Annotated in this window: 30 protein-coding genes; 11 read left to right on the top strand and 19 right to left on the bottom strand. The window is 34.4% G+C overall.

Going from position 1 to position 24,096, the window contains the following annotated elements; genetic code table 11:
* Window positions 1-59 precede the first annotated feature (59 nt).
* The 4 genes from Q1A47_RS04570 to Q1A47_RS04555 form a co-directional block, all read right to left on the bottom strand.
* The gene (locus Q1A47_RS04570) at window positions 60-200 is read right to left on the bottom strand and encodes an FbpB family small basic protein (RefSeq protein ID WP_121605144.1); all 141 of its coding nucleotides are present in this window, start codon (window positions 198-200) and stop codon (window positions 60-62) included.
* 54 nt (window positions 201-254) lie between these two features.
* The gene (locus Q1A47_RS04565; protein WP_026683160.1) at window positions 255-848 is read right to left on the bottom strand and encodes a redoxin domain-containing protein; all 594 of its coding nucleotides are present in this window, start codon (window positions 846-848) and stop codon (window positions 255-257) included.
* Window positions 849-1,054: 206 nt separating this feature from the next.
* Window positions 1,055-3,766, bottom strand: coding sequence for an aconitate hydratase AcnA (gene acnA, locus Q1A47_RS04560; protein WP_026683159.1), 2,712 nt, complete (start codon window positions 3,764-3,766; stop codon window positions 1,055-1,057).
* A gap of 351 nt (window positions 3,767-4,117) precedes the next feature.
* On the bottom strand, window positions 4,118-5,239 hold the full coding sequence (locus Q1A47_RS04555; RefSeq protein WP_121605145.1) for an ATP-binding protein: 1,122 nt from the start codon (window positions 5,237-5,239) through the stop codon (window positions 4,118-4,120).
* 255 nt (window positions 5,240-5,494) lie between these two features.
* On the opposite strand from Q1A47_RS04555, the gene Q1A47_RS04550 reads away from it, so the two are divergent.
* A complete protein-coding gene (locus Q1A47_RS04550; RefSeq protein ID WP_121605146.1) occupies window positions 5,495-5,968 on the top strand; it encodes a DUF2621 family protein in 474 nt (157 codons plus the stop codon).
* A 28-nt stretch (window positions 5,969-5,996) separates the two neighbouring features.
* Here Q1A47_RS04550 and Q1A47_RS04545 read toward each other — a convergent pair whose 3' ends face one another.
* From Q1A47_RS04545 to Q1A47_RS04505, 9 genes are all read right to left on the bottom strand, one after another.
* A complete protein-coding gene (locus Q1A47_RS04545) occupies window positions 5,997-6,476 on the bottom strand; it encodes a CcdC family protein (RefSeq protein ID WP_026683156.1) in 480 nt (159 codons plus the stop codon).
* A gap of 30 nt (window positions 6,477-6,506) precedes the next feature.
* A complete protein-coding gene (locus tag Q1A47_RS04540) occupies window positions 6,507-6,878 on the bottom strand; it encodes a response regulator (protein ID WP_026683155.1) in 372 nt (123 codons plus the stop codon).
* 14 nt (window positions 6,879-6,892) lie between these two features.
* Entirely contained in the window at window positions 6,893-7,321 is a 429-nt protein-coding gene (locus Q1A47_RS04535) for a Na(+)/H(+) antiporter subunit B (protein ID WP_026683154.1), read from the bottom strand.
* Between the two features lie 62 nt (window positions 7,322-7,383).
* Window positions 7,384-8,088 (bottom strand): cytochrome c biogenesis CcdA family protein, encoded by a 705-nt coding sequence (locus tag Q1A47_RS04530; protein ID WP_026683153.1) that lies wholly within the window; start codon window positions 8,086-8,088, stop codon window positions 7,384-7,386.
* A gap of 180 nt (window positions 8,089-8,268) precedes the next feature.
* Window positions 8,269-8,490: a YneF family protein gene (locus Q1A47_RS04525; RefSeq protein WP_026683152.1), complete on the bottom strand. Its 222-nt coding sequence runs from the start codon at window positions 8,488-8,490 to the stop codon at window positions 8,269-8,271.
* A gap of 45 nt (window positions 8,491-8,535) precedes the next feature.
* Window positions 8,536-8,994 carry a sporulation inhibitor of replication protein SirA gene (sirA, locus tag Q1A47_RS04520; RefSeq protein WP_026683151.1) on the bottom strand — a complete coding sequence of 153 codons (459 nt, stop codon included), beginning with the start codon at window positions 8,992-8,994 and terminating at the stop codon, window positions 8,536-8,538.
* Window positions 8,995-9,590: 596 nt separating this feature from the next.
* Window positions 9,591-11,591 (bottom strand): transketolase, encoded by a 2,001-nt coding sequence (gene tkt, locus Q1A47_RS04515; protein ID WP_026683150.1) that lies wholly within the window; start codon window positions 11,589-11,591, stop codon window positions 9,591-9,593.
* Between the two features lie 106 nt (window positions 11,592-11,697).
* Window positions 11,698-11,934: a DUF896 domain-containing protein gene (locus Q1A47_RS04510; protein ID WP_026683149.1), complete on the bottom strand. Its 237-nt coding sequence runs from the start codon at window positions 11,932-11,934 to the stop codon at window positions 11,698-11,700.
* 117 nt (window positions 11,935-12,051) lie between these two features.
* Window positions 12,052-12,690 (bottom strand): recombinase family protein, encoded by a 639-nt coding sequence (locus Q1A47_RS04505; RefSeq protein ID WP_121605147.1) that lies wholly within the window; start codon window positions 12,688-12,690, stop codon window positions 12,052-12,054.
* Between the two features lie 282 nt (window positions 12,691-12,972).
* Here Q1A47_RS04505 and lexA point away from each other — a divergent pair, with 282 nt between their 5' ends.
* The 4 genes from lexA (at window position 12,973) to Q1A47_RS04485 (ending at window position 14,707) form a co-directional block, all read left to right on the top strand.
* Window positions 12,973-13,596 carry a transcriptional repressor LexA gene (gene lexA / locus Q1A47_RS04500; RefSeq protein WP_121605148.1) on the top strand — a complete coding sequence of 208 codons (624 nt, stop codon included), beginning with the start codon at window positions 12,973-12,975 and terminating at the stop codon, window positions 13,594-13,596.
* Between the two features lie 162 nt (window positions 13,597-13,758).
* Window positions 13,759-13,950, top strand: a complete 192-nt coding sequence (locus tag Q1A47_RS04495) for a hypothetical protein (protein ID WP_026683145.1) — start codon at window positions 13,759-13,761, stop codon at window positions 13,948-13,950.
* Window positions 13,951-14,132: 182 nt separating this feature from the next.
* On the top strand, window positions 14,133-14,318 hold the full coding sequence (locus tag Q1A47_RS04490) for a hypothetical protein (protein WP_121605149.1): 186 nt from the start codon (window positions 14,133-14,135) through the stop codon (window positions 14,316-14,318).
* A gap of 95 nt (window positions 14,319-14,413) precedes the next feature.
* On the top strand, window positions 14,414-14,707 hold the full coding sequence (locus tag Q1A47_RS04485; RefSeq protein WP_226983517.1) for a hypothetical protein: 294 nt from the start codon (window positions 14,414-14,416) through the stop codon (window positions 14,705-14,707).
* A gap of 89 nt (window positions 14,708-14,796) precedes the next feature.
* Here Q1A47_RS04485 and Q1A47_RS04480 read toward each other — a convergent pair whose 3' ends face one another.
* Complete coding sequence (locus Q1A47_RS04480; RefSeq protein WP_121605150.1) at window positions 14,797-15,360, bottom strand: CBO0543 family protein; 564 nt, start codon at window positions 15,358-15,360, stop codon at window positions 14,797-14,799.
* A 242-nt stretch (window positions 15,361-15,602) separates the two neighbouring features.
* Between Q1A47_RS04480 and Q1A47_RS04475 the strand changes: the two genes are divergently transcribed.
* Window positions 15,603-16,202: an undecaprenyl-diphosphatase gene (locus tag Q1A47_RS04475; RefSeq protein ID WP_026683143.1), complete on the top strand. Its 600-nt coding sequence runs from the start codon at window positions 15,603-15,605 to the stop codon at window positions 16,200-16,202.
* Between the two features lie 368 nt (window positions 16,203-16,570).
* Here the strand turns inward: Q1A47_RS04475 and Q1A47_RS04470 are convergent, their stop codons facing one another.
* The 4 genes from Q1A47_RS04470 to Q1A47_RS04455 all read right to left on the bottom strand — a co-directional run bounded on the left by Q1A47_RS04470 (window position 16,571) and on the right by Q1A47_RS04455 (window position 18,576).
* The gene (locus tag Q1A47_RS04470; protein WP_026683142.1) at window positions 16,571-16,816 is read right to left on the bottom strand and encodes a hypothetical protein; all 246 of its coding nucleotides are present in this window, start codon (window positions 16,814-16,816) and stop codon (window positions 16,571-16,573) included.
* Window positions 16,817-17,056: 240 nt separating this feature from the next.
* A complete protein-coding gene (locus tag Q1A47_RS04465; protein ID WP_026683141.1) occupies window positions 17,057-17,368 on the bottom strand; it encodes a multidrug efflux SMR transporter in 312 nt (103 codons plus the stop codon).
* The gene (locus Q1A47_RS04460; RefSeq protein WP_166530310.1) at window positions 17,350-17,706 is read right to left on the bottom strand and encodes a multidrug efflux SMR transporter; all 357 of its coding nucleotides are present in this window, start codon (window positions 17,704-17,706) and stop codon (window positions 17,350-17,352) included. The genes Q1A47_RS04465 and Q1A47_RS04460 overlap by 19 nt, the downstream gene beginning before the upstream one ends.
* A 516-nt stretch (window positions 17,707-18,222) precedes the next feature.
* A complete protein-coding gene (locus tag Q1A47_RS04455) occupies window positions 18,223-18,576 on the bottom strand; it encodes a YxeA family protein (RefSeq protein WP_166530311.1) in 354 nt (117 codons plus the stop codon).
* A 376-nt stretch (window positions 18,577-18,952) separates the two neighbouring features.
* Between Q1A47_RS04455 and Q1A47_RS04450 the strand changes: the two genes are divergently transcribed.
* The 5 genes from Q1A47_RS04450 to Q1A47_RS04430 all read left to right on the top strand — a co-directional run bounded on the left by Q1A47_RS04450 (window position 18,953) and on the right by Q1A47_RS04430 (window position 22,539).
* On the top strand, window positions 18,953-19,435 hold the full coding sequence (locus Q1A47_RS04450; protein ID WP_121605152.1) for a MarR family transcriptional regulator: 483 nt from the start codon (window positions 18,953-18,955) through the stop codon (window positions 19,433-19,435).
* Entirely contained in the window at window positions 19,428-19,835 is a 408-nt protein-coding gene (locus Q1A47_RS04445; protein ID WP_166530312.1) for a nuclear transport factor 2 family protein, read from the top strand. Before Q1A47_RS04450 ends, Q1A47_RS04445 begins: the two co-directional genes overlap by 8 nt.
* A 534-nt stretch (window positions 19,836-20,369) precedes the next feature.
* Window positions 20,370-20,621, top strand: coding sequence for a hypothetical protein (locus Q1A47_RS04440; protein ID WP_166530313.1), 252 nt, complete (start codon window positions 20,370-20,372; stop codon window positions 20,619-20,621).
* Between the two features lie 235 nt (window positions 20,622-20,856).
* Entirely contained in the window at window positions 20,857-21,090 is a 234-nt protein-coding gene (locus Q1A47_RS04435; protein ID WP_121605154.1) for a hypothetical protein, read from the top strand.
* A gap of 591 nt (window positions 21,091-21,681) precedes the next feature.
* The gene (locus Q1A47_RS04430) at window positions 21,682-22,539 is read left to right on the top strand and encodes an AraC family transcriptional regulator (RefSeq protein ID WP_166530314.1); all 858 of its coding nucleotides are present in this window, start codon (window positions 21,682-21,684) and stop codon (window positions 22,537-22,539) included.
* A 228-nt stretch (window positions 22,540-22,767) separates the two neighbouring features.
* On the opposite strand, the gene Q1A47_RS04425 is transcribed toward Q1A47_RS04430, so the two are convergent.
* Entirely contained in the window at window positions 22,768-23,526 is a 759-nt protein-coding gene (locus Q1A47_RS04425; RefSeq protein WP_121605157.1) for a bifunctional 2-polyprenyl-6-hydroxyphenol methylase/3-demethylubiquinol 3-O-methyltransferase UbiG, read from the bottom strand.
* Window positions 23,527-24,096: the final 570 nt, after the last annotated feature.

Raw genomic sequence — 24,096 nt, 5'->3', positions numbered from 1 at the left:
GAAAATTTATCCAAAAAAACACTTCCCACGAATGGAAAGTGATTAAACTTCTATCTATTTTATTGAACTTCTTTTTGAATAGGTTTTCTTTTTAATTCCAATTGCTTTTCGATCTTGTCCATGAGTGATCTGTCTTTTAATATTTGCTGACGATTTTCACTCACTAATTCATCAAACGTACGTTTTTTCTTTAAAGAAATGGTAATTCACTCCTTTTTAGAAGAAGCTTTACCAGTTTAGCTTAAATATATACCTTAATTAGCAGAATTAATAGTATCTTTCATAAATTCATATGTCATTGGTCCGGGCTTCACTTGATGGATTTTTCCTTTTGTATCAATAAAATAAGTTGTTGGAACACTAAATACTTGGTACATATTACGTGCCTTCGATTTTCGATCCAATGGTATAGGATATGTATAGTCATACTTATTAATATATTTGTGAACATCCTTTTCCTTTTTTTCTGAGTCAGTTAAATTAACGGCTACAACCTCTACATTCTCTTTATGTTCATTATAGAAGTCTTGCATTGCTGGCATTTCTTTACGACAAGGTGGGCACCATGTTGCCCAGAAATTAAGAATAACCTTTTTACCTCGTAAATCAGACAGTTTTAGTGTATCTCCACTAAGTGTCTCAAGTTGAAAATCAGGTGCAGTATCACCAGGTTGAAGTACTTTGTCCTTTTCTACTGAAGAAATAGCACCACCTTCAGCATCTGTATCACCGCTTACATTATATTCATTATCTTCTTTTGAAACTTCGTTTCGTTGTTGAACATAGTTAAAAAGTACAATTCCAGCTAGCACGATGATCACAGTAATTCCAACTATTTTTTTTAACATACACGATGTCTCCTTGCTAATCATTATAAATGCGATTTTCTATTCTATTTTCCTATCCTTATTAAATGGTATGTAAAATAATTGGGTTTGTAAAGCTACATACGTTATCGTTCGTAAAAAATTCACCATTATCTCTTCATAATATTATAGAAAAAAGCCTCTACAATTATGATCGTTGTAGAGGCTTTTTAAGATATAGGTAAAAATTATACTTCTAACTTGTTACGTAATACCATCTGTAAGATGCCGCCATGACGATAGTAATCAATCTCTACATCACTATCAAATCGTGCAACAGCTTTAAATTCTGTTTTCGTACCATCTTCACTTACCGCTGTTACATTTACTAAATCATGTGGTTTTACATCTTCATTAACTTCAATACTAAAGCTTTCTTTACCAGTTAAACCTAATGAATCTGCACTTTCTCCATTTTCAAATTGTAATGGTAGCACACCCATCATAACTAGATTAGAACGATGAATTCGTTCGAAGCTTTCGGCAATTACGGTTTTAATTCCTAGTAAATTTGTTCCTTTAGCGGCCCAATCGCGAGAAGAACCCATTCCATAGTCCTTACCGCCAATAACGATAAGACCAGTGCCATCTTGCTGATACTTCATTGCTGCATCATAGATAGGCATAACTTCTTCTGTTGGCCAATACGTTGTAAAGCCGCCTTCTGTACCTGGAGCAAGTAAATTACGAATACGGATATTGGCAAATGTGCCACGCATCATAATTTCATGGTTTCCACGACGAGATCCATAAGAGTTAAAGTTACGAGGTGAAACGCCTTTATCTTGTAGAAATTTACCTGCTGGCATATCTTTTGCAATAGCACCTGCAGGTGAGATATGGTCTGTAGTTACAGAATCACCAAATTTACCAATAGCACGTAAGTTATTCAGTGGCTTGACTGAGTCAGCCTCTTTCGCTAGACCTTCAAAGAATGGTGGATTTTGAATATATGTCGATTCACTATCCCATTCAAATAATGGTTCATCTGTCGTATCAATTTCATTCCAGCGTTCATTCGAACTAAACACATCTTCGTATTCTTTACGGAAAATCTCAGGTTGAACAACTTTTTCTACCTGTAACTTGATTTCTTCCATGGATGGCCAAATATCATTCATGTATATTGGATTTCCATCTTTATCGGCCCCCAAAGCATCTTTCGTAAGATCAATGTCTACCGTACCTGCCAACGCGTAAGCTACTACTAAAGGTGGAGATGCAAGGTAGTTTGCTTTTACTAATGGATGGATACGTCCCTCAAAGTTACGATTACCAGAAAGAACAGACGATACTGTAAGGTCATTATCAATAATCGCTTGCTCAATTTCTTCGCGTAATGGTCCAGAGTTACCAATACATGTTGTGCATCCATATCCTACTAGGTTAAAGCCAAGTTTGTCTAAATAAGGCATTAGTCCAGCATCCTCTAAATATCTGGTTACTACTTTTGAACCTGGTGCTAATGAAGTTTTTACGTATTCAGGTACGAGGAGCCCTTTTTCTACTGCGTTTTTCGCCAATAGACCAGCACCTAACATTACGTAAGGATTGGACGTATTTGTACAAGAAGTGATTGCTGCGATAGCAAGTGCTCCAGTTTTCATAACGGATGATTTCCCATTTGGATGCTCGACAACTGCTTCTTTTTTGAATTCAGATTTATCAAGTCCAAAGCCTTGGTTTCCAGCGGGTGCTGTAATCGCCTTATTAAATTCTTTTTTCATATTTGATAGCGCGATTAAATCTTGAGGACGTTTCGGTCCTGAAAGGTTAGGTTCTAGTTCTGATAAATTAATCTCAACAAGATCCGTGTACTCTGGATCTTTCTGATCTGCAGAATACCATAGGTTATTTAGCTTACAGTATTTTTCTACAAGATCAATTTGCTCTTCGTCTCTACCAGTTAGACGTAAGTAGTTCAATGATTCCTCATCCACTGGGAAGAAACCACATGTTGCGCCATACTCTGGTGCCATATTAGAAATTGTAGCACGATCTGCTAATGGCATATCCTTTAAACCAGGGCCAAAATACTCAACAAATTTGCCGACTACGTTTTTCTCACGTAATACCTGTGTTACTTTCAATGCTAAGTCAGTAGCTGTTGTTCCATTCGGAAAACTTCCAGTGAACTTAACTCCAATTACTTCAGGAGCAGGGAAATAAGAAGGTTGCCCAAGCATACCTGCTTCAGCTTCGATACCGCCAACACCCCAGCCAAGAACGCCTAATCCATTAATCATTGTCGTATGTGAATCCGTTCCCACAAGTGTGTCTGGGAATGCAACGTACTCACCATTTTCGTCTTCTAAGCCATGTACTACATTTGCGATATACTCTAGATTCACCTGATGCACAATTCCTGTAGCCGGTGGTACAGCACGATAATTATCGAAAGCTTTTTGCGCCCAATTAAGAAATTCATAACGCTCTGCATTTCGTTCAAATTCTAAATCCATATTGGCTTTTAGCGCATTTGCTGTACCATATTGATCTACTTGTACGGAGTGGTCAATAACTAGATCTACTGGTACTTCTGGATTAATTTTACTAGGTGTTCCACCCATATCTACCATTGCTTTGCGTAAAGAAGCAAGATCTACTACTGCTGGTACACCTGTGAAATCTTGTAAAATAACGCGCGAAGGCTTGAATGGAACATCTACACCCTTTCCTGCTTCTGTGCCCCATTTAGTTAGGCGTTCGACGTGCTCATCTTTGATTTGATGTCCATCATGTTGACGAACAAGTGATTCTAGGAGAACACGAACAGAAAATGGCAAGCGTGAAATTTCTCCTAATCCAGCTTCTTCTAAAGTTTTCAGTTGATAATAGTTGTAGGTTTTTCCATTGAGTTCAAATTGCTTTTTAGCATTAAATGAATTACTCTTCCCCATGTTTGTACCCCTTTCATCATGCATGTCATACAAATTACAACGTACGACATCTTTTTCACTTTCATTAACAATATAATATAAACCTTACCCACTTACTCTATATTAAAGGAAAATGTGACATAAAACAAACCATTGAAACAACACTTTATATAGTAAAAATTTATGTGAAGTGATAATTTTTTCTTATATAAAAATCAAGATACATCAACTACTAGTTATAAATTATAATGTAATAATGCAATTCAGTTTTATTTGTCACCAAGGCTCACCAAACTTCGCACTAATTTGTATAGTACGTATTCTTCAAAGAAAATCACTATCTGTTATTTGAACATTAAAAAACGATCGGGATTATTTATTGGATAATGGAAAAATAATGCGGAAAGTACTCCCCACTTGTTCTTTAGCTTCAATTTCTAAGAAAGCTTGATGCCTTTCGAGAATTTGTTTCGTTATCATAATACCTAGACCAGTCCCGCTTTGCTTTGTTGTAAAAAATGGTTCTCCGAGCTTATGTATGATTTCATCTGGAATACCTGGTCCTTCGTCAATTATACTGATTTCCACATGGGTATCACTAGATGTAGATGTTAAATAAATTTTACCACTCTCTTCCATTGCTTCAATTGCATTTTTCACCAAATTGATTAGTACTTGTTTAATTTGCGAGCGATCGCAAAATACGCTTTCATGCCTGGATACGGAATATTCAATATGAATATTTTTCATCTTTGCTTGAGGTTGTAGTAATACGACGACATCATGAACCATATCTAAGATGGATTCCATTTTCTTATTATCTGTCAGTGGTTTCGAGATAAAAAGTAACTCAGAAGTAATTGTCTCCATTTTTTCAATTTCATCAATCATGATATTATAATATTCTTCTTTTCTGTTTACACCTGCTTGAAGCAACTGCAAAAATCCCTTTAACGATGTTAGCGGATTTCTGATTTCATGCGCAATTCCAGCTGCTAGTTGTCCAGCAACTGACATTTTTTCTGAACGTATCATCATTTCTTCCGCTTCTTTTTTATCTCGTATATCAGCAATAGTAGATAAATAGAAAATTTCATCTTTCTGTGGATCTTGTAATTTTACTACAGAACATTCTGACCAAATATACTTGCCATCACTGTTTAGTATATTCATGGTATAAAGTTGGTTTTGTGAAAATCTTTGCTCAAAATTGTCTTTAATATAACTTGCGTCATCAGCAGAAATCATCTCATGCCAAAACTTTCCCGCTAATTCAGACGGGTGAAATCCTAGTAAATGCTCTGTTGACTTAGAACTAAATATGACTCTTCCTTCTTCATCTAAGACAGTTATGATATCATGACAATTGTTTTCTACCCATGCAAGCATAAATGAAGGCAGTGAGGATAATTGTGGGTAGCGCAATTGCACCGGCTTTGTTTCGGCAATGTGGATAGCTTCCTCATTATTTTGGGTTCCGTGATCATACCCCATCATTTTTCCCCCTTTTTTCGCAAATTTCAACAATTCCTTTCTTCTACAATTTATATTTATGATCTATTCTCTGATAGTATGACGCTTGTTTGTAAATCTGTTTCAGCTTATAATATAGTTGACTATGTATTTTCAAAAAAACATCCAATTATTGTTAATCTTACTATAAGTGATGGAAAAAATAAATTAAATAGTTAAAAATTTTGTCACATTCCTGCGAATTTTTGGTAAAAAAGAGGAGAATAAGGTGAAAATATGTCGGTTATTGTTGATTACTTAATAATCATTTGGGGATTCATTATGATTGGATTAATGGCCATTGGTGGTTTTTTTATGTTTCGTAAATTCCTCAAGCGGTTACCAAAAGAAGATGGCAAATCAATCATGGACTGGGAAGAATATTATGTTAATAAAACAAAAAATATGTGGAAAGAGGAAGAAAAGGAGCTACTTGATGAATTGGTTTCGCCAGTTCCTGAATTATTTAGAGATGTTGCAAAGCATAAGATCGCGAGCAAAGTAGGAGAAGTCGCTCTTATGAAAGATAAGACTACCATTACGCAGGATGTTTTAATAGAAGGCTACATTATTGCAACTCCGAAACGTGACCATAAGTTTTTGCGTAAAAAGTTAGCTCAAAAGAATATCGATACAAAGCCCTATGAAGAATTTTTTCAACTATCTCGAGATGACTATGAGCAAGATTGGAAACGGAAACACCAAAAATAAAAGCGTCAGACTGCTTGGTCTGACGCTTTTATGTATTCATTTTCATGTTCAACTGTTTCTCTAGCTGTAAGTACTTGTACAGCATCGATAATCGCCATGTAACAATCATGCCGAAGGCTAACAGAAAGAACATTCCGCTTGTTTCTCCAACAGATATCTGACTTCCTATCGCTAGCTTTATAATAATCCGAAAGATAAGTAAACCAAATAATATAAATACAAATGATTTCGACGGAACCAAGTATATATCCTGGTTACGAATTTCGAATTTCGATGTCTTTATCAAAAATATGGAGCAAAAAATTCCAACTCCTACAGCTTCAAGTACTTGATACCAGCTAATATGAAACATTGGAAATAGAAACATAAGTGCTCCTGTACTCATAAAAAATGGCGGTAGGATAATTTTCTTTACGGAAGCTGGTTTCTTTGATGCCTTTAACCGAATGAAAATCATTGTTATCGCCATGAATGCTGCAACTAACGTACTTGCTATGAACCAAAACATTATGTAGTCACACTCTCTCTTATCGTCTAATTACTCATTCTTTAGGTTCAACACTCTATTTACAGTGTCTAACACACGATCTTCATCAAATGGTTTTATGATAAAATCTTTGGCACCTGATTCAATCGCTTCAACCACTACCTTTTGCTGACCCATTGCTGAGCATACGATAATCATTGCATTTTTATTTATTCTACAAATTTCCTTAATTGCATCAATGCCGTTCATCACAGGCATTGTGATGTCCATTGTAACTAGATCAGGCTGCAATTCTTGATACAGCTTAATTGCCTCCTCGCCATTCTCAGCTTCCCCGACAACTTCATGCTGTTCACTTGTCAAAATGGTGGAAAGGGTTACGCGCATAAATTTAGCATCATCGACCACAAGTATTTTGGCCATAGCTTTTCCCCCTTTTAATCTTGGTCATTGGCAATTGTTAATATAATTGTCATCATTACACCAACAACTGTCAAGTAAACACCTATATCAAAGATCATTGCAGTTGCAAGTTCTATCTTCCCAAAGATCGGAAACGTATAATAATCATAGGTCTGTGATAAGAAAGGAGCTTTAAAAAGGAATGATCCAACTCCAGTACCTACAGCGATTGCAAGACCTATTGGAATTAACTTTGTAAAATCGATTGGCAACACTTTTTTTACAACATCTGCTCCATAAGACATATTCATTAATAAAATAGCGCCAGATGTCATGAGTCCACCAACGAATCCTCCACCTGGAGAATTATGTCCGGCTAATAATAAATAGACAGCGAAGCCTAAAAGAATAAAGGCAATCAATGATGAGGTAGTGCGTAATATAAGATCATTTGGTTTGTACATGGTTATTGCCCCTTTATAGCATATATACTACTTATTTTAATATAAAACATATAGAAAATCCATTAAAAGCCAGAAAATCCAAACAATCCTGCTAAATATGAGGTTAATGCCGTCATCCAATTAAAAAATAAAGCAACCCCCATAACGATCATGATGTAACCGCCTATTTTTACAAGTCTCGTACTGTACTTCTTTATCCAATTGAGCTTTCCGATAAAAAAAGATAAGACAAAAAACGGGACGGAAAAACCTAATATATAGCTTACCATCATAAGCACACCAATGTCCGGATTATTAGCTGCTAAAGTTAAGACGATACCTAGAATTGGACCAGTACAAGGTGTCCAACCTAAAGAAAATGCTAATCCAATTAAGAATGATCCAATAAAACCGGCAGGCCTATTTTTGAACGTTATTTTCTTATTTTTCATCAAAAAATCAAAATTTAATACACCGACAATAACAAGCCCGAAGAAAATAATAATAATGGCGCCTACTTGTCTTATGATATCTTGATACATAATTAAGAATTGCGAGATGCTTAAGCTTGCAAATCCCATCATAATAAAGACAGCAGAAAATCCTAATAAAAAGAATAAGGTATGTAAGATACTTTTCAGATTGAGCATTTTATTATCATCTTTTAGTTCACTTACACTCATTCCAGTAATATAAGATAAAAAAGCTGGATAAAGTGGTAACACACAAGGCGAGATAAACGAGAGAAAACCAGCCCCGAAAGCGATAAACACATTTATGTCAGACATGATATACCTCCTATTTGCATGAATGCATCTATTGTATCAAATCAAGCGATTACATAGGACTCCTATTTTTGACAATAAACCAAAAGTTTAAAGTTGTTATACGAAATTAGAATACCCCTTACCATTAGAGCAAGGGGTATGGTTGCAGCTATGAACGCTTCTAAGTATATCAATAAGTGCCTATTTTCCTGATTGATTGTTCATTGCACGCATCATTTGATTAATTTTCTTTTGTGATGGTTTTTGACCCATTTGCATCATTAATGTGCGAAGCATCTGTTCATTAATCGGTGGATTCTTTTTTAAGTAGCTCATCATATATTTTCTAGCAATGAAAAATCCAAGAGCAACACCAACAATTAACGCTGCTATAGCAATTAGTACGACCCAGATCGTGTCCATGTAAAGCTTTCCTCCTTCGTGTTGTCTCTTATACAGTATAGTAAATCAAAGAAAAGAATACAATACTTGTTCTTCCTGATTTTTGCTATGTGTAAGAATAGGAGCTAACCATCCAAAATTTTGAATATTATCTCCTATTACAAAAAGCAATCGCTGCATTTGTCTTAGAACAGGAAAAAGCAGCTCTTCTGCATCCTGTAGTGATTTACAACGAAATTTTAATTGATTTTCATTTATATGTAAAGAAATAAACGCATCCCTACTATAAATTTTCAATCCCTTCTCTTCATTTTGCTCCAAAATTCTTAAATGTCGATAGTTTGTTAAATGGTTGATAATTTCACTATAACTAAATGGATACGTAATATAATTAAACTGCATAGCTAAGTCTTTTCGATCTGAGTTCATTTGATAATCCTTTAAGAATCGATATAGAACTCCACTTTTATGGAAGTAATGGTTGGCGACCTCTTCTTTAATCCAATAGATAGAATACGTATACATAGGATCTCCCCCTCTATATAATCTATTATACGGATTCTATTTTAAAATTATGTCAGATTGTATTGTAAAAATGCACTTCTTTTGTCGATTCAGAAAAAATAAGATTGTTATATTTACTATGCGTAACGTCAAATATATTTCCTAAAAGAAATAGCAGCCAAATCGGTCGCTTTTCGTTGGACTAAAGAAGTTAGACTAGCTGGACGCGGCTTAACACGTCCATATTTACCCACATGGGCAAATTTTACAATTTCCTAGACGATAAAAAAGAGGCTCGGACAAAACACAACTTTTCTTTACTCATAATAAGCATAATCATGTTATCAATAGGAGGATCTTCGCCGCACCGTGAACATATACGCGTTTTCCGCTGGAACGCCCACAGCTAACTTGGTAAAGAGAAACACGTTACCACGTGGATCTTCGGACTCGTGCTGTTCCCGCTGGAGTCTCACTTATTTCAGGTGCTAATTTAATTTTTCTAATCAAAAAATGAGCGATAATTAATTTCAACTAATTATCGCTCGTTTTTAATTGTTTCTTCATTCTTTTGTCTCAGCCTCTTTGGCTATAAACGTGTTATATCTTATTTAAAGTTATTCCATCATTGATTCAACGTGTTTCACAACATTTTCCACAGTAAAACCATACTCTTCGATGACTTTTTCTCCTTTTGCGGATGCACCAAATGTATCAATTCCAATAACCTTACCGTGATCACCGATATATCGTTCCCAACCGAATGGGGAAGCCATTTCAATTGCAACCCGGCGTTTTACTTCAGATGGGATAATTTGTTGCTTATATGAGTCAGCTTGTACATTAAAACGATCCCATGACGGCATGCTGATAACCCGGACATCGATCCCCTTCTCTTTCAGTTCAGCTTGTGCTTGAATTGCCAATTGAACTTCAGATCCAGTTGCTAATAGCAAGGCATCAGGTGTTGCCTTCTCCGCATCACTTACAACATAAGCACCTTTTTTCACACCCTCGTAAGCATGCTCTTTTGTACCAGATAATGTCGGTAGATTTTGTCTCGTAAGAACAAGTGCTGTAGGTGTATCTGTCGATTCCAGAGCCAAGCGCCAAGCAGCTTGTGTTTCATTTCCATCAGCTGGACGAATAAGTGATAATCCAGGCATTGCGCGTAATGAAGCTAATTGTTCGATCGGTTCATGAGTTGGCCCATCTTCACCAACAGCAATCGAATCATGCGTGAAAACATACGTTACCGGTGTATTCATAATAGAAGATAGACGAACTGCCGGACGCAAGTAATCACTAAATACAAAAAATGTTCCAGCATACACATTTAATCCACCATGTAATGCCATACCATTCAATGCTGCTCCCATTGCATGTTCTCTTACGCCAAACCATATATTTCTCCCGGCATAATTGGTGCGTGAAAAATCATCTTCATCATTTATTGTAGTTTTATTCGAGCCAGCTAGATCCGCACTTCCACCAAAGAAGTTCGGTACAGCTTTTGCAATTGCATTCAGTACTTTACCTGAGGAAGCTCTTGTAGCTAGTGTATCCTTATCAGGCTCAAATACTGGAAGGTCTTTTTCCCAATCGACAGGTAATTCACCATTTAAAGCGAGTTCAAATTCGCTTGCTAATTTAGGATATCTTTCTTTATATACTTCTAGTAGTTGATTCCAATTATCTTCTACTTCAGCACCATGCTTAACAATTTTTTCGTTAAAATCTGCGTATACTTCCTGTGGTACATGAAAATCATCATGTCCCCAATTATAGAATTCTTTTGTTAATTTTACTTCATCTGTGCCGAGAGGAGCCCCATGGGAAGCAGCAGATGCTGATTTGTTGGGTGACCCATATCCAATTACTGTTTTTATCTCAATTAGTGTAGGTTGCTCACTATTCGTTTGCGCAGCTTTAATAGCATTTCGAATTGCGTTTACATCATTGCCATCCTCAACAGTTAACACTTGCCATCCATAAGCCTTGAAGCGTTGTTCTGTGTTGTCAGAGAATGAACGATTTAGATCACCATCAAGTGATATATCATTCGAATCGTATAAAGCAATTAGTTTACCTAAGCCTAAATGACCAGCAAGTGAAGCGGCTTCGTGTGAAATTCCTTCCATTAAGTCTCCATCACTTACAATGGCATACGTATAATGGTCGACAATATTTATATCTTCCGTATTAAATTTTGCAGCAAGATGAGCTTCTGCCATTGCCATTCCAACAGACATAGCGATACCTTGTCCGAGCGGTCCTGTGGTGGCTTCTACACCATCTGTATGATGAACTTCTGGATGTCCAGGTGTCTTAGAACCCCATTGACGGAATGATTTCAAGTCCTCAATGGTTACATTGTATCCTGATAAATGTAGTAAACTATAAAGCAGCATTGACCCATGCCCTGCCGATAGTACAAAGCGATCACGATTAAACCATGTTGAATGTTTAGGATTATGATTCATAAAGTCAGTCCATAATGTATATGCCATCGGTGCAGCTCCCATTGGTAATCCTGGATGTCCAGAATTTGCATGTTCAATGGCATCAATGGATAACGTACGAATGGTATTAATTGATTGTTGTTCCATATTCGACATAAGATTACTCCTTCCACTATTCCAAGCTTTTGTATACTCTTTTTATTCTATAACGAAACATAGTTTGCCACAAGCAAAACAATGTGTGTGTCAAGTACCATGACACTTACTCTTTATCTTTTTCTTGATTTTGCATGTCCTTTACCTTTTGTGGTGTTACATCATTGCCATTTGGGTCAACAACTGTCATCGATTTAAATTGATTTTTAAATGAGCTTCGAACGTTTTGCAAGTACTCTTGACGTAACTTTTCTTGCTCCTTCTTTTCAACTGCAGATAGACCTTCTTCTTTTGCTTTTTTTGCTAATACATTTATACGTTCTATTTTATCTTTAGATAGCATCTAATAACCTCCAGTTTCATATAGAAAGTTTTGAAATTGTAGTTGTACGAAAATAGAAAAGGCAAGAACATAATTAGTGTTCTTGCCTTTTTATCTTACCTCTACCATATCATATATTCAAGTATTTTGAAATTCCTGATACCTTCTATGGACCGTAGCCTTCGAAACGGAATAACCTAATCCATTTAATGTAGTGGCAATCTCTTCGAATGTCAGATTGTTTTCCCGCAGACGTACCACTTCTTCAATAGGAAAAGTCTTTCGCTCACGACCAGGTGCCTTATCTTGATTGGATAAATTGTTACTAGGATTATAGCCGTTTTTAATAGCTCTTTGAATACCTCTTTTTATTTTAGCATTATGTATTTTTCGCTGATATTCTTCCACAATGCCAACAATTTGAAGAACCATGGAATCTGCTTCAGATAGTTCTAACTTACCATCATGGTAAGAAGTATAGATGGGTATGTTTAATTTATGTAGTTGATGGAACAGCGCTATTTTTGTATTACCTCTACCTAGACGAGTTTCGTCCTGAATGAGTAAACAGTCTGCCTCTCCATCAGAAAACAGATCAAGCAACTGAAAAATGCCATCTCTATCAATCTTATAGCCACTCTCTTGTTCTTGGATGCAACAACTAACCGTTAAATGATTGTTTGTTGCTAATTCCATTAATTCATGCTTTTGTCTTGCAAGTGACGTTTCCTGTGTTTCCTTATCTGTACTAACTCTGCAATAAATAATTGCCCTCAACATACTATCTCCCTATGAAAATAATTAACTAGTGATAATAGAATAATATAAGAATCCGAGCGTTAGTGCAAAAGCAATGAGGTAGAATGCGTCTGTTTTTGTTATTTTTTGGAACATTGAAACAGGCCTCCTTATCAGTATAGGAACTTTTGTTCGCTTGTTGTTTTAAGTATTACACGAACATACGATCTTGTCAAGGTGTTTTTCGAACGAACGTTTGCATTTCCAACAACCCGATGGTAAACTAGTTATAATTAATCCTATGTGCGAGGTGATCAATACATGACTAAACTATCGAAAAGGCAGCAAATGATACTTGACTACATTAAAGATGAAGTAACAAAAAAAGGATACCCACCTTCTGTACGTGAAATTGCCGAAGCCGTTGGACTAGCATCTAGTTCAACTGTTCATGGTCATCTTTCCAGGCTAGAAAGTAAGGGTTTTATTCGCAGAGATCCTACTAAGCCTAGAGCTATAGAGGTATTAGATCTTTCTCAAGATAATAATATACCTAGAAATGAAGCGCGCTATGCACCAGTCATTGGAAAAGTTACTGCCGGTCTTCCAATAACAGCAGTAGAGAATATTGAGGAATTTATTCCATTGCCATCCAATAGTGCGAGTCCAGATGATAACTTATTTGTACTTGTCATTGAAGGTGAAAGTATGATAGAAGCCGGTATTTTGGATGGAGACATGGTAATAGTAAAGCAACAGAACACTGCTATCAACAGTGATATCGTTGTAGCGATGACAGATGAAAATGAGGCAACGGTTAAACGTTTCTTTAAAGAAAAGGATCATATTCGTTTACAGCCTGAAAATTCAACAATGGAACCACTTATTTACGATAACGTAACGATTCTAGGTAAGGTTATCGGTCTATATAGAAACATCCATTAAAAACTGCCAATTGGCAGTTTTTTTATAGTCTAGGAAATAAAATTTGTCTATGTGGATAAAGATGGGCGTGAGCCATGTCTAGCTCCTGCACCCAGAAACGAGGTGATTTCACGAATCGCCCTAAGACCGGAGAAGACCAGGGGCTAAAAAATTGCCAATCATGTGAAGTCAAATGTGACACCTGGGGATATTATTTTACTGGATGACTCTGGTGGAAATCGTAGTCAAACAGTTGAATCATTAGAGGACATATTGGCTTATTTTCAAAGATTGAATTACCAAATGGTAACGGTCTTTGAATTACTCCTCTATGGTAGTACTAATCAGTTTAATCCATTGCTCTTTTATCCATAAAATCAAGACTATTATACATAGCCTTCTGAGTAGAAGGCATATTTTTTCCTTCATAAACATGATTGTTACCGCATTTAATTGGCTATCAGACAAAATAAAACGTTTATCATAAGACACAAGCCATCTCAAATATATGAACATTGAATATATTAGCATTATATCAATGAAAAGAAGGAAATAATATGTGGAAAAATAGTAGATGTGGTGGAAGAAATGATGATGTAGCAGGTGTGACAGACGCAAACGGCGATGACTTCGGTGGTGACGTTATTATAAATGATAATGACAACGATCTAAAATCGAGGAATCGAAATGTACCTTTGCAAAAATCTCTAATAGTGGGAATCCTATGTAGATGTCAGCTCTGATGCTGATTCAAGGAGAAAGAAGAAGAAAAAGAAAAAATATAGTGGGATATATTCTTATGTATCCCACTTATCCTTTAAAAGGTGAGTGATTTTTAATGGAGAGACCTAATCTATTTTCGTTAAAACCATATGACGACGGTTTTCCAGATCAACACATTACAAATAAATCCGTTGTTAAACATAGCGGTAATTCAGATGTCGATGTAAATGTGCATGTCGACACCAAACCGATCGCCTACGCTATGCTATGTACACTATTAGCTTCTAAGCAAATATCCAATGAAGAATTTGAAGAGGCGGTTAGTAGACTAGATAAATTAACAAATCGAGAGAAACGAAAAATGAAAAATGTAGATGACTTTATCAGGCCAAAGTTAAATAAGCGATGAAATTAAGAAGACTTTCTTCTTGATTTCATCGCTAAATCTTTGACTAACTCTACAATACATATTTCATAAACTCAATTTGAATCCTTATATTATTTATCGGTTATTTTTTTATAGCTATCCATATTATAAAAAAGATACGCTATCATAATTAAAAATAAGTAGATAAAAAAGTCATAGAATGTTGACCAACCCTTTGGATTATAAAAATCAATTGCATTAAATAAATTCATTCCTCCAAATGCGGCGATTGCAGCAAAAATACTACCTTTTAATAACGGATTCCAGTTTGGCTTAATTTGTAGAACAAACATGACTGCAACGGGAGCCATTGCCAAGTGATATGGAAGAAATAATAAAGGTGATATTGGAGAGAATTTCATAGGATAAGACCATAAACCATATGATAAAGCAATAAGGTCAATTAACAATGAAAGAATGATGGTGATAAATCCCCCGATTAAAAGCCGCCCTGTACTTTTCTTATTCCTAAACAAGAACCAAATGAGCCAAGGTATGATAAATAATCCAATACCTAGCCACCATTGCCATGAAAACAAAAATGCGTTAAATACAGCATCTACCATTAAGCGATTCACTTCAACTAATTGATTATAAGCATTTTCTGTTTGTTGTAATCCTTCGTTAACTGTCACTATTATCCCTCCGTTATAAACATAGCTTGTGTAATTTATTACCATTTATGTATAGTCAAATGAACTTGATTAATTAAAAAATGCTCATAGTAATATATAAAGTAAATAAGCTCTCTTCAAATCCCCTTTTCAATTCGTCGACTCTATTCTTGCAAGATTGTAAGAATGATGTAAGGAAAATAAATACCATATTGTAAATAAAATAACTATACTTTCCTCAGAACCCTAAGGAGGAAAGTTTTATGAATCTTAATCAAATGAATATTGACTTGTTTCGAATGGTGAATAATCTAGGTAAGGAGTTTTCCATACTAAATCCAATTATGACGTTCATTGCTGAATATATGATATTTTTTTTAGTTCTAGGCATCGTCATTTTCTGGTTTAGAAGACAAAAAAACAATCAGCTTATGATTATTTGCGGATCCATTACGTTTGTGTTAGCAGAAATAGTCGGAAAATTTGTAGGGAAATTCCATTCTAATCATCAACCTTTTGCTGAACTTGCTAATGTCCATAAGCTTGTAGAACATACGGTAGATAATTCTTTTCCAAGTGATCATACGATATTCTTCTTTTCTTTTTGTATGACTTTCTGGCTTTTCAAAAAGCAAGCGAAGGTGTTTTGGATGATGTTAGCCTTGATTTTAGGACTATCACGAATTTGGGTAGGTGTACATTATCCAGCAGATGTCTTTGTAGGAGCCATAATTAGTATTCTAGTTGCAATACTTGTGTATCAAATAGTACCGAAGCTTACTATTATAAGGAAATTGTTAGTTATTTACGAAAAAGGAGAGCGATTAATACTGCCAGCAAAAATGAAATCTAAAGAGCATTAACATATAAAAGGATAATAAAAATAAGCGATACTCCTCTTTCTTAACGTTTTTAATTTATACATAGAAATATAAGAAACAGAAGCTTACTCTCTTTATTGTGTCAGAGTTACAAGCTTCTGTTTTTCATTACTGTTTATTCTTCATATAACTGGCAGCAAGACCCCCACTTCAAGCAATAAAGTGAAAAACATTGGTAAGCGATGGATCCACTTCCAGTAAATGCAAAATTTTTTAAGTTATATCCTTGTGGTACTAACAATCAGTAGTGAAAAGAAAGTCCCCCCCACTGATTGAAGTTTCACCTTCTAAGAAGTTTGGTACATATTATCAGAATAACTAAATAAATCTATTGCTAGTTAACCGAGAAATTATGGAGTTTGCAAATCCCCTAAGATAAGGGTATTCATTAATAACACAGGCTGGTATAGAAAAAGTTTGAGCTTTATCCCTATTACCAGATGATAGAATCTAGTAATTTTTACATCTATAGACTTAAAAAGCCGATTTTCCTTACTACATTGATTACGTAATTTCTCCCCCTTGCCATTAACCTCATCAAGAATATAACTGGCTTGTTTGTACAAAACCAGCACAAAAGTTCTTTCTTCTATCATCCTGCTGATTCTTAAGAATTACTATTAGGAATATATACTATTGACATTTAAAAACTAAAGATATATAGTATAAATATATGCGATATGTGATCTACGTCTTAATTGACAGAAAATTACGTTAAACAAGAAAATTTCTTAGCACTTTAATAATCTACTATATGTCAACATAGCTTTCTAACTGACTATATTGACATATGTGAGATGTATGTAACGTAATTATTTTGGTTTTACCTTATTCATTCAAAAGGCTTCTAATATAACAACGCCTGCAATAATGAATAATAGACCTCTTAATTTACGAAAAGAAAATTCTTCTTTGTATACGATTATATTAAATAAATTATTAAAGACAATAGACAGTCCTGACCATATCGCAAAGGCTATACCCATATTCATGTATTTTATAGCAATGGATAATAGCGTTATAGCTGCCATAAACGAAACTAATGCTGACAATATGTACCTTATTTTTGTCATGCCATCTGTTTTTTTGACAAATATATGGCCAACAACAGCACAAATGGTTGATATCATTAAGAGAGATATTCCCATTTCTGCACCACTCCTTTTTGTTTAGGGTTTTTACTAAGGTTAACTACACCTATTAGGATCAAAATAATACCTATTAATTTAAGTGTGGAAATTTTTTCATCAAATGCAAAAAAACCTATTAAAAGGATTATAATCGTCCCAAGTCCAGCAAACAATGCCCCAACTACTCCTACTTCTTTTCCTCTAGTATTCCACATATATAATAAAATAGAGGATAAATAAAAAGTAATCGCAATGATCGTTGGGATAAGCTTGGTTAGTCCGTAGGAATAATTTAAAAAAATTACACCGATTACCTCAAAAATAACAGCTAGTCCTAAACCTATCCAAAATCTCAAATAATTACCCCCTTTATATAAAAATATATACATCTTCCAATATAACAATAGGTTTAATGAATATCAATAAACGAATAAAATGTCGGAATAGTAAGCATTACATGAAGATATTTACATCATGAATTCTATCATACGCAAAAAAACCGTAAATGAAAGATATTTACGGTTTTTACTATTCGCTACCAAATATCGTATTTTGATTTTCATTGCCTATCGTATCCAGCATTATCACAGGTAGTAACATTCCCACTTCAAGGAAAGCCAATATTAGTAAGTGAGGGATCGGCTGCCAGTAATTGTCCGATTGGTATAAGGGCCATTAGGTCATACCCTTGTGGTACTAACAATCAGTGGGGAATAAACAGAATCCCCACTGATGATAGTTTCATTTTATTTTTTACATATAGATCAATTTGTGTAACTTGTCTTTAGATCATTTTAGTGAGCAATCAAATTTACTTGTCAAGCTTACTTAGCTCCCATCAACATACCTGTGTATATTTAATAGAATGGAACTCACAGTTTTTCTTTCGCATCTTCTGGTATAGTATCATATGGAACTTCCTCCCATTCCTTTACATAACTACGTTTAGTTGTTAAGCGAATATAAGCTCCCTCCCGTAGTTTTTTACTAGCCGAAAATGTTACAGTTCGTACATCACCAGATTTTTCATACCCCGATAATGTATATTCATATCTTGGTCCTTCCATCTCTTTAGCAGTACCGTCAATTTTTACGTAAACACTCGTCTTAGGAATAAGAGGATTAAGCATATCTGCTACTTCATTTTTTACTAACGCAGTAAAGGCAAACAGAGCTATAACTATAATGGCTAGCAAAATGAATAGTATCCTCAACATATTCTTCATCTACATCACCCCACTTTTAATATCATATTTATTCATAGCTTAAAAGATCAGATAGCTACTAGCCATAGAATTACCTTTCATCTTGATGACATTATTGTAAGAATGAATGATCTACTGTCAATATTCACTCGAAATAGAACGCTTATGCTTTCCTCCTGTTCAATATACGTAAGCTCTTGTCCGTTATAGTTGGTATTTTATCCCGCATATAACTGGCAGTAACACCCCAACTGATTGAAGTTTCAATTTATCAGTATTTTGCTTTTCATTTTAGCTTTCACTTTTGCTCATGCGTACTCTTCATTGGAAAAATTGACATTTCATTCATACATGTTAAAATGTTGTTAACTGGTTAACAAAAATAAAGGAGGTACACATGAAAACTTCTGAGATAGAAAAAGCAATTGCTGCAATTGAAAATTTTATTGTACAACGTGAGAAAAAATTAAAGAGCTCTAACTATACTTCTTACAAAGATTCAATCGATGGAAATAAATGGACCTTAACACAAATGCATATTGTCTCTTTGATTAAGAATAATCCAACACGGGTTAACAATGCATTTTTAGCAAAAAGCTTAGGGATTTCTAGACCAGCTGTTTCTAAAGCGATTCACACCTTAATTGAGAAAAATATGATCATTGCAGAGAAGAAAATATCTAATCAGAAAGCCATTTATTACGCTTTAACTGATTCAGGACACAAGTTATCGATCATCCATGACAAACTACATCAAACAGCTAAAGAGCGGTATTCTAAATTACTTGATCAATTTTCTGAATCTGAATTAAAAGTTATCATAAGATTTTTGGACGCTTGGTCTGGTCAAATTATCCAAGGAGGAAAAGATGATGAATAAAAAACAAGCATATCAATTTTTTACGGAAGTTTATCAGGAAATTATTGTGAACTTAAATATTAATCAAATTCCTGAATATTTTAGTGAACAATACATTCAAGTAACCGATGGAGTGCGTACAAATATGATTGATTTCACAAATCATATCGTCACATTAAAAGAGCATGTAGCAGCCATGTCAGTTTCTCCTTTTTATGATTTTCTGTTTGACGAAGCCAAACAAACAGTAACTCTCAGATATATTGTTCATGTAAATAAGAAAAACGGAGAAACGGGCGATGTTGAAGTAATAGCGATTTTTGAATTAGCTAACAATAAAATCATACGTTGTAACGAAATGACTTGTCCTTTGAGCAACAATAAAGAACTTGAGAATATTGGAACTATAAATACTAATTAACGTTAATTTATTTTTCATACCGTTCAGAAAAGCCCCGTCCATTATTGAGACGGGGCTTTTCTAAACTAAAGTAAACGTAATTCATCATTATACATTTGCTAAAATCATACTGTTTTAGTGAATGTCAAAAACGATAATCAACTAGCATAATAACAGCATCCTATATTCGCAATTGAGATTTTGTTGCAATAATGATTGCAACATCAAGAATGGTATTCCTAGCTGCTAGACTGATACCAGTGAGTTGAAAAAAACATGATTTACTCCAACGTAACATTTACAATGCGAATCTACATTTGCTTGTAATAACCTTCTATATAAATTCTCACCTTTGCTTGCGCTAATAAGCTCGTTCATTGGATGTATGCCATATTAAAAAGCAAGAAAGTATTGTAGATATGTCATAGTTATTACTAAATATCTAAATTTTCAAACGAGTTTAATGCAGAAACAAACGACGATTTTTTACATGACGGTTTAGCCGCGGGAGAAACGGTTGTAGATTTTTACATAGAATCCATTCCTGCAGATGCAATGATCGATTATTCTGTACCCTTTTATAATCTAAGTGAAGAAGACAAACTTGTCGATAATTTTGACCAAGGTTCCATCGTTCACAAGGACAAAAAATGGTATGCTGTAAGTAAATCATATATTGGCCATAGTTACAGTGGTTGGAAATATGCTGCTGGTTCCACAATAAGTGGTGGTTTTTTAACTGCTTCCCATATTAAATCTGTTTCGAACACGTATTCTGGTTCTTTGACGGTAACTAAAAATGCGTAAACTTCATTTGTTGGTTTTAGTATTGGAAAATCTTATAGCAGAACCGTCAGTTATATATCTCCTTCTTATCCTTACGGAAGATACAGATTAGAATATAGACATGTATATAAAACCTATAAGGTGAAACAAGAGCAAAAATACGCTACAAAATATGTCTATGCGAAAAAATGGGTTGAACGTCAATATCGTGTAGTTAAGTTTTAATGTATATATTACTAAGGGAGAAATAAAAATTATGAACAAAATAAATGTGGGAATTTCGTTTCTATATATGGCTACCTTTCTTTATGGAGTACGTTATATTTCAGGCGCAATGGGGGTTATAAGTTCAACAGAATGGAGCGATGAAGTATTCGCAGAACATATGTTATTTATTCCAGACGGTTTAATGATTGCTACTGTAATTACTTTAATTTTAGGTATTGTTTTTTTTGTGTGGGGATTGGTAGATAATTTCAAAAAAAATTAAATCTATTCATTTTTATGTTCTGAATTATTGTATTAATCCCGTAGATTTTAAAGTTGAATAAAATGCATAGGCTGTCTCGAAAGTTTAAAGTACACTTTAGATAATAAATTCAATGTTACATAGACAACATCCCGCACTACTTTTTTAGTGATCCGGGATGTTTTTTCGGATCTAACCAACTCAGGCGAACCTTCTTGAGACAGCATCTTATAAAATAAAATGTCAGTTATGGATTCATAGAAGTGTAGATATACACTGCTGTCATTAGTGCCTGGTTGTTCTAATTTTGCATAAATTTTAATTATCCGTATCATCTCTCCTTGGTGGTACCCCATTTACTGTTTGTTTTTAAAGAAATGCCCCCTACTTAAAGGATTAGACCACAAAGCATGTATTCAAGCTGATACAATTAAACTTTAATCTTATTTCTGCACTTTTATTCGTAAAACTAAATCATATTTTTATGCTAAAATTAAGTAGCTCGATGATGCTAAATAGTAGTTTCTTTAAAGGACGACTTTTCGGTGCATCAATTGTCGGATATAGACATTCTTTTTTTTATATAGTAAGTATTGAAAGGGGAAAGAATACGTGGAATGGCTAGATAGAATGAATCATGCACTAGACTACATTGAAGATAACCTAGTTCAAGATATAGACTATAAAAAGATCGCACAAGCCGCTTGTTGTTCTGAGTATCATTTTTCTAGAATGTTTTCATCTATAGCAGGTATACCCTTATCAGAATATATAAGAAGGCGTCGTTTAACTCTCGCTGCATTTGAAATCCAACAAAGTGAGAGTCGCATCATCGATATTGCAATGAAATATGGTTATTCATCTGCTGATTCTTTTTCTCGTGCATTTCAAAAAATGCATGGAGTAAAACCTTCAGCGATAAGAAAAAAGAGCATACCATTAAAAGCCTATCCTAGAATCACCTTTCAAATAACGATTAAAGGAGATTCCGAAATGGATTATAGAATTGAAAATGTAGAATTTGATTTGAGAATTGTTGGTAGGAGTAATACTATAAAAACAAGTCGTGCGTTTAAAACAATACCATCACTCTGGAATGCCTCAAAAAAGAATGGTTTTACTAAAAAGTTAATCGATATGTCATGGGAAAATCCCAAATGTACATTAGAAGATCTTCTAGGTATTTGTGGAAAAGAAGCTGCTATAACAGAGGAAAAGTTTAATTATTTTATGGGAGTAAGATATAATGAAGAGCCTCCCACTGAGATGGAAACGTTGATAATTCCTGCAAGTCTATGGGTGGTCTTTCCAAACATCGTAGATGCTTGGAAAAGGTTATATACAGAATGGGTCCCCAATTCAGGCTACGAACTTGCTAACCTGCCATGCATCGAGTGTTATTATGGACCAAAGCATAAACCAAGACACGAATTATGGGTTCCTATCTTAGCTAAACCACCTAAAAATTGAGTAGCAGTTCTACCATAAGGAGGATAGGATCTAATAGAAGGATTAACGAAAGTATCTAATAAAAAATTCCCCGGTTTGCTAACATCACTATAGCGGTATTTATCTGAAAATAAGTAGCAACGTTTAAGGTAGAAGTCTTCTGTTTATGAAAGAACCTAAGCAAAAAGAACCCATTTTGAATAATATCCAAAATGGGTTCTTCAACTACTAGAACTATCTTTGTATGAATTATTTTTTTACAGCTTCAAAAGTAATTAATTTGGTTTGTTTCGAAGGTGGTTTTTGATAATTGTACTCTGCCGAACATGTTACTTGAGAGAATCCTATTTTCTCCAAAAGTAGTTTGAATTCTTCCACCCCATACCAACGTATGACAAACTTCTGTAATTCCGTGTCTTGTAATTCACCTTTTTTCCATTTTTCATACCTTAAGTGAGATAATGTATATTGTTCAACCCAATCAATTTCAATTGATTTGTTTTCCAATATGATACCTTCATTACTAGATAAAGAAAAAGTTGAAGTGAAAATTTCTCCTGTATTCCAATCACTTGGTATTAATAGATCAAGTATTAAGCGTCCATTTGGGATAAGATGATTATAGAAACACTTTAAAGCATTTTTAGCATCTTTTATATTCTCTATTAAACAAAAAGAACCAGTTGGAATCACAATTACCTCATATTTTAAAGGCAATGAAAAATCACATATATTAGCTTCATATAAATTTGGCTTTAATCCTCTTTTGTCACAACGTTTACGACAAGAGGCTAACATCTCGCTAGAATAATCAATACCATCAGCATGATAACCTTTTTCTAACAAAGGAATTAAGAATCGTCCTGATCCTGATGCCGCCTCTAGTATCCGTCCCTTTGTACCTTTTAGTCTCTCAAAATAGTACTCAATATCACCTTGTACGGAATGACCAACTGGTTTAGTGAAATCATAAAGCTCTGTACTTAACTTACCATAATAACTAAACAATTCAATTCCTCCGATTTTTTATGCGGAAGAATTTTATTTGGTTTATTAACTCTTCCGCACCTTTATAGTATTGGTTATGTAAAAAGAGCAGACTTTCATAATGTTTCACTCACTTTCTATTAAAATATAAACTAAGTATATATTTTAATGGATGATATTACAAATATTTTCAAATAATTCGACATATAAATAGCTTTACCAGACATGTTATCCCAACAAATATATAACAAGTATCATTTAGTGCTTGTACCCTAAATATGCGTATAAATCGAACTTAAAGACTAAGCAAATAAATTGTTACAATAAAGCAATATATAAGAAATCAAAATAATTAATTTGTTTATAACAAAGAATATTAAAATATAAGGAGATTCCTGGATTAATCTAGTCTTGAATTGAGCATAATTACGTGCTATTTATTTTAATTTATAAATCATCTGAGTTAATTTCATAATATAGAGCCCTTGGGGCTCAAGACTTTAAAGACATAAAAATTAGAGCACCTCCCCAAATCCTGTATAATGTTAGTTACCACACAAACATAAACAGAGAGGTGAGATGCCCCTATGT

The organism is uncultured Virgibacillus sp. (assembly GCF_947495635.1).
Taxonomy (GTDB): domain Bacteria; phylum Bacillota; class Bacilli; order Bacillales; family Amphibacillaceae; genus Virgibacillus; species Virgibacillus salarius.
The sequence above is the reverse complement of the archived record's forward strand: the minus strand, read 5'-3'. Positions and strand labels throughout refer to the sequence as shown.

What these genes read in the sequence shown, in the direction of transcription:
- Q1A47_RS04565 (WP_026683160.1), bottom strand. Translation starts at nt 848, where the DNA reads ATGTTAAAAAAAATAGTTGGAATTACTGTGATCATCGTGCTAGCTGGA.
- acnA (WP_026683159.1), bottom strand. Translation starts at nt 3,766, where the DNA reads ATGGGGAAGAGTAATTCATTTAATGCTAAAAAGCAATTTGAACTCAAT.
- Q1A47_RS04555 (WP_121605145.1), bottom strand. Translation starts at nt 5,239, where the DNA reads ATGGGGTATGATCACGGAACCCAAAATAATGAGGAAGCTATCCACATT.
- Q1A47_RS04550 (WP_121605146.1), top strand. Translation starts at nt 5,495, where the DNA reads ATGTCGGTTATTGTTGATTACTTAATAATCATTTGGGGATTCATTATG.
- Q1A47_RS04545 (WP_026683156.1), bottom strand. Translation starts at nt 6,476, where the DNA reads ATGTTTTGGTTCATAGCAAGTACGTTAGTTGCAGCATTCATGGCGATA.
- Q1A47_RS04540 (WP_026683155.1), bottom strand. Translation starts at nt 6,878, where the DNA reads ATGGCCAAAATACTTGTGGTCGATGATGCTAAATTTATGCGCGTAACC.
- Q1A47_RS04535 (WP_026683154.1), bottom strand. Translation starts at nt 7,321, where the DNA reads ATGTACAAACCAAATGATCTTATATTACGCACTACCTCATCATTGATT.
- Q1A47_RS04530 (WP_026683153.1), bottom strand. Translation starts at nt 8,088, where the DNA reads ATGTCTGACATAAATGTGTTTATCGCTTTCGGGGCTGGTTTTCTCTCG.
- Q1A47_RS04525 (WP_026683152.1), bottom strand. Translation starts at nt 8,490, where the DNA reads ATGGACACGATCTGGGTCGTACTAATTGCTATAGCAGCGTTAATTGTT.
- sirA (WP_026683151.1), bottom strand. Translation starts at nt 8,994, where the DNA reads ATGTATACGTATTCTATCTATTGGATTAAAGAAGAGGTCGCCAACCAT.
- tkt (WP_026683150.1), bottom strand. Translation starts at nt 11,591, where the DNA reads ATGTCGAATATGGAACAACAATCAATTAATACCATTCGTACGTTATCC.
- Q1A47_RS04510 (WP_026683149.1), bottom strand. Translation starts at nt 11,934, where the DNA reads ATGCTATCTAAAGATAAAATAGAACGTATAAATGTATTAGCAAAAAAA.
- lexA (WP_121605148.1), top strand. Translation starts at nt 12,973, where the DNA reads ATGACTAAACTATCGAAAAGGCAGCAAATGATACTTGACTACATTAAA.
- Q1A47_RS04490 (WP_121605149.1), top strand. Translation starts at nt 14,133, where the DNA reads ATGTGGAAAAATAGTAGATGTGGTGGAAGAAATGATGATGTAGCAGGT.
- Q1A47_RS04485 (WP_226983517.1), top strand. Translation starts at nt 14,414, where the DNA reads ATGGAGAGACCTAATCTATTTTCGTTAAAACCATATGACGACGGTTTT.
- Q1A47_RS04475 (WP_026683143.1), top strand. Translation starts at nt 15,603, where the DNA reads ATGAATCTTAATCAAATGAATATTGACTTGTTTCGAATGGTGAATAAT.
- Q1A47_RS04470 (WP_026683142.1), bottom strand. Translation starts at nt 16,816, where the DNA reads ATGATAGAAGAAAGAACTTTTGTGCTGGTTTTGTACAAACAAGCCAGT.
- Q1A47_RS04465 (WP_026683141.1), bottom strand. Translation starts at nt 17,368, where the DNA reads ATGGGAATATCTCTCTTAATGATATCAACCATTTGTGCTGTTGTTGGC.
- Q1A47_RS04455 (WP_166530311.1), bottom strand. Translation starts at nt 18,576, where the DNA reads ATGAAGAATATGTTGAGGATACTATTCATTTTGCTAGCCATTATAGTT.
- Q1A47_RS04450 (WP_121605152.1), top strand. Translation starts at nt 18,953, where the DNA reads ATGAAAACTTCTGAGATAGAAAAAGCAATTGCTGCAATTGAAAATTTT.
- Q1A47_RS04445 (WP_166530312.1), top strand. Translation starts at nt 19,428, where the DNA reads ATGAATAAAAAACAAGCATATCAATTTTTTACGGAAGTTTATCAGGAA.
- Q1A47_RS04440 (WP_166530313.1), top strand. Translation starts at nt 20,370, where the DNA reads ATGATCGATTATTCTGTACCCTTTTATAATCTAAGTGAAGAAGACAAA.
- Q1A47_RS04435 (WP_121605154.1), top strand. Translation starts at nt 20,857, where the DNA reads ATGAACAAAATAAATGTGGGAATTTCGTTTCTATATATGGCTACCTTT.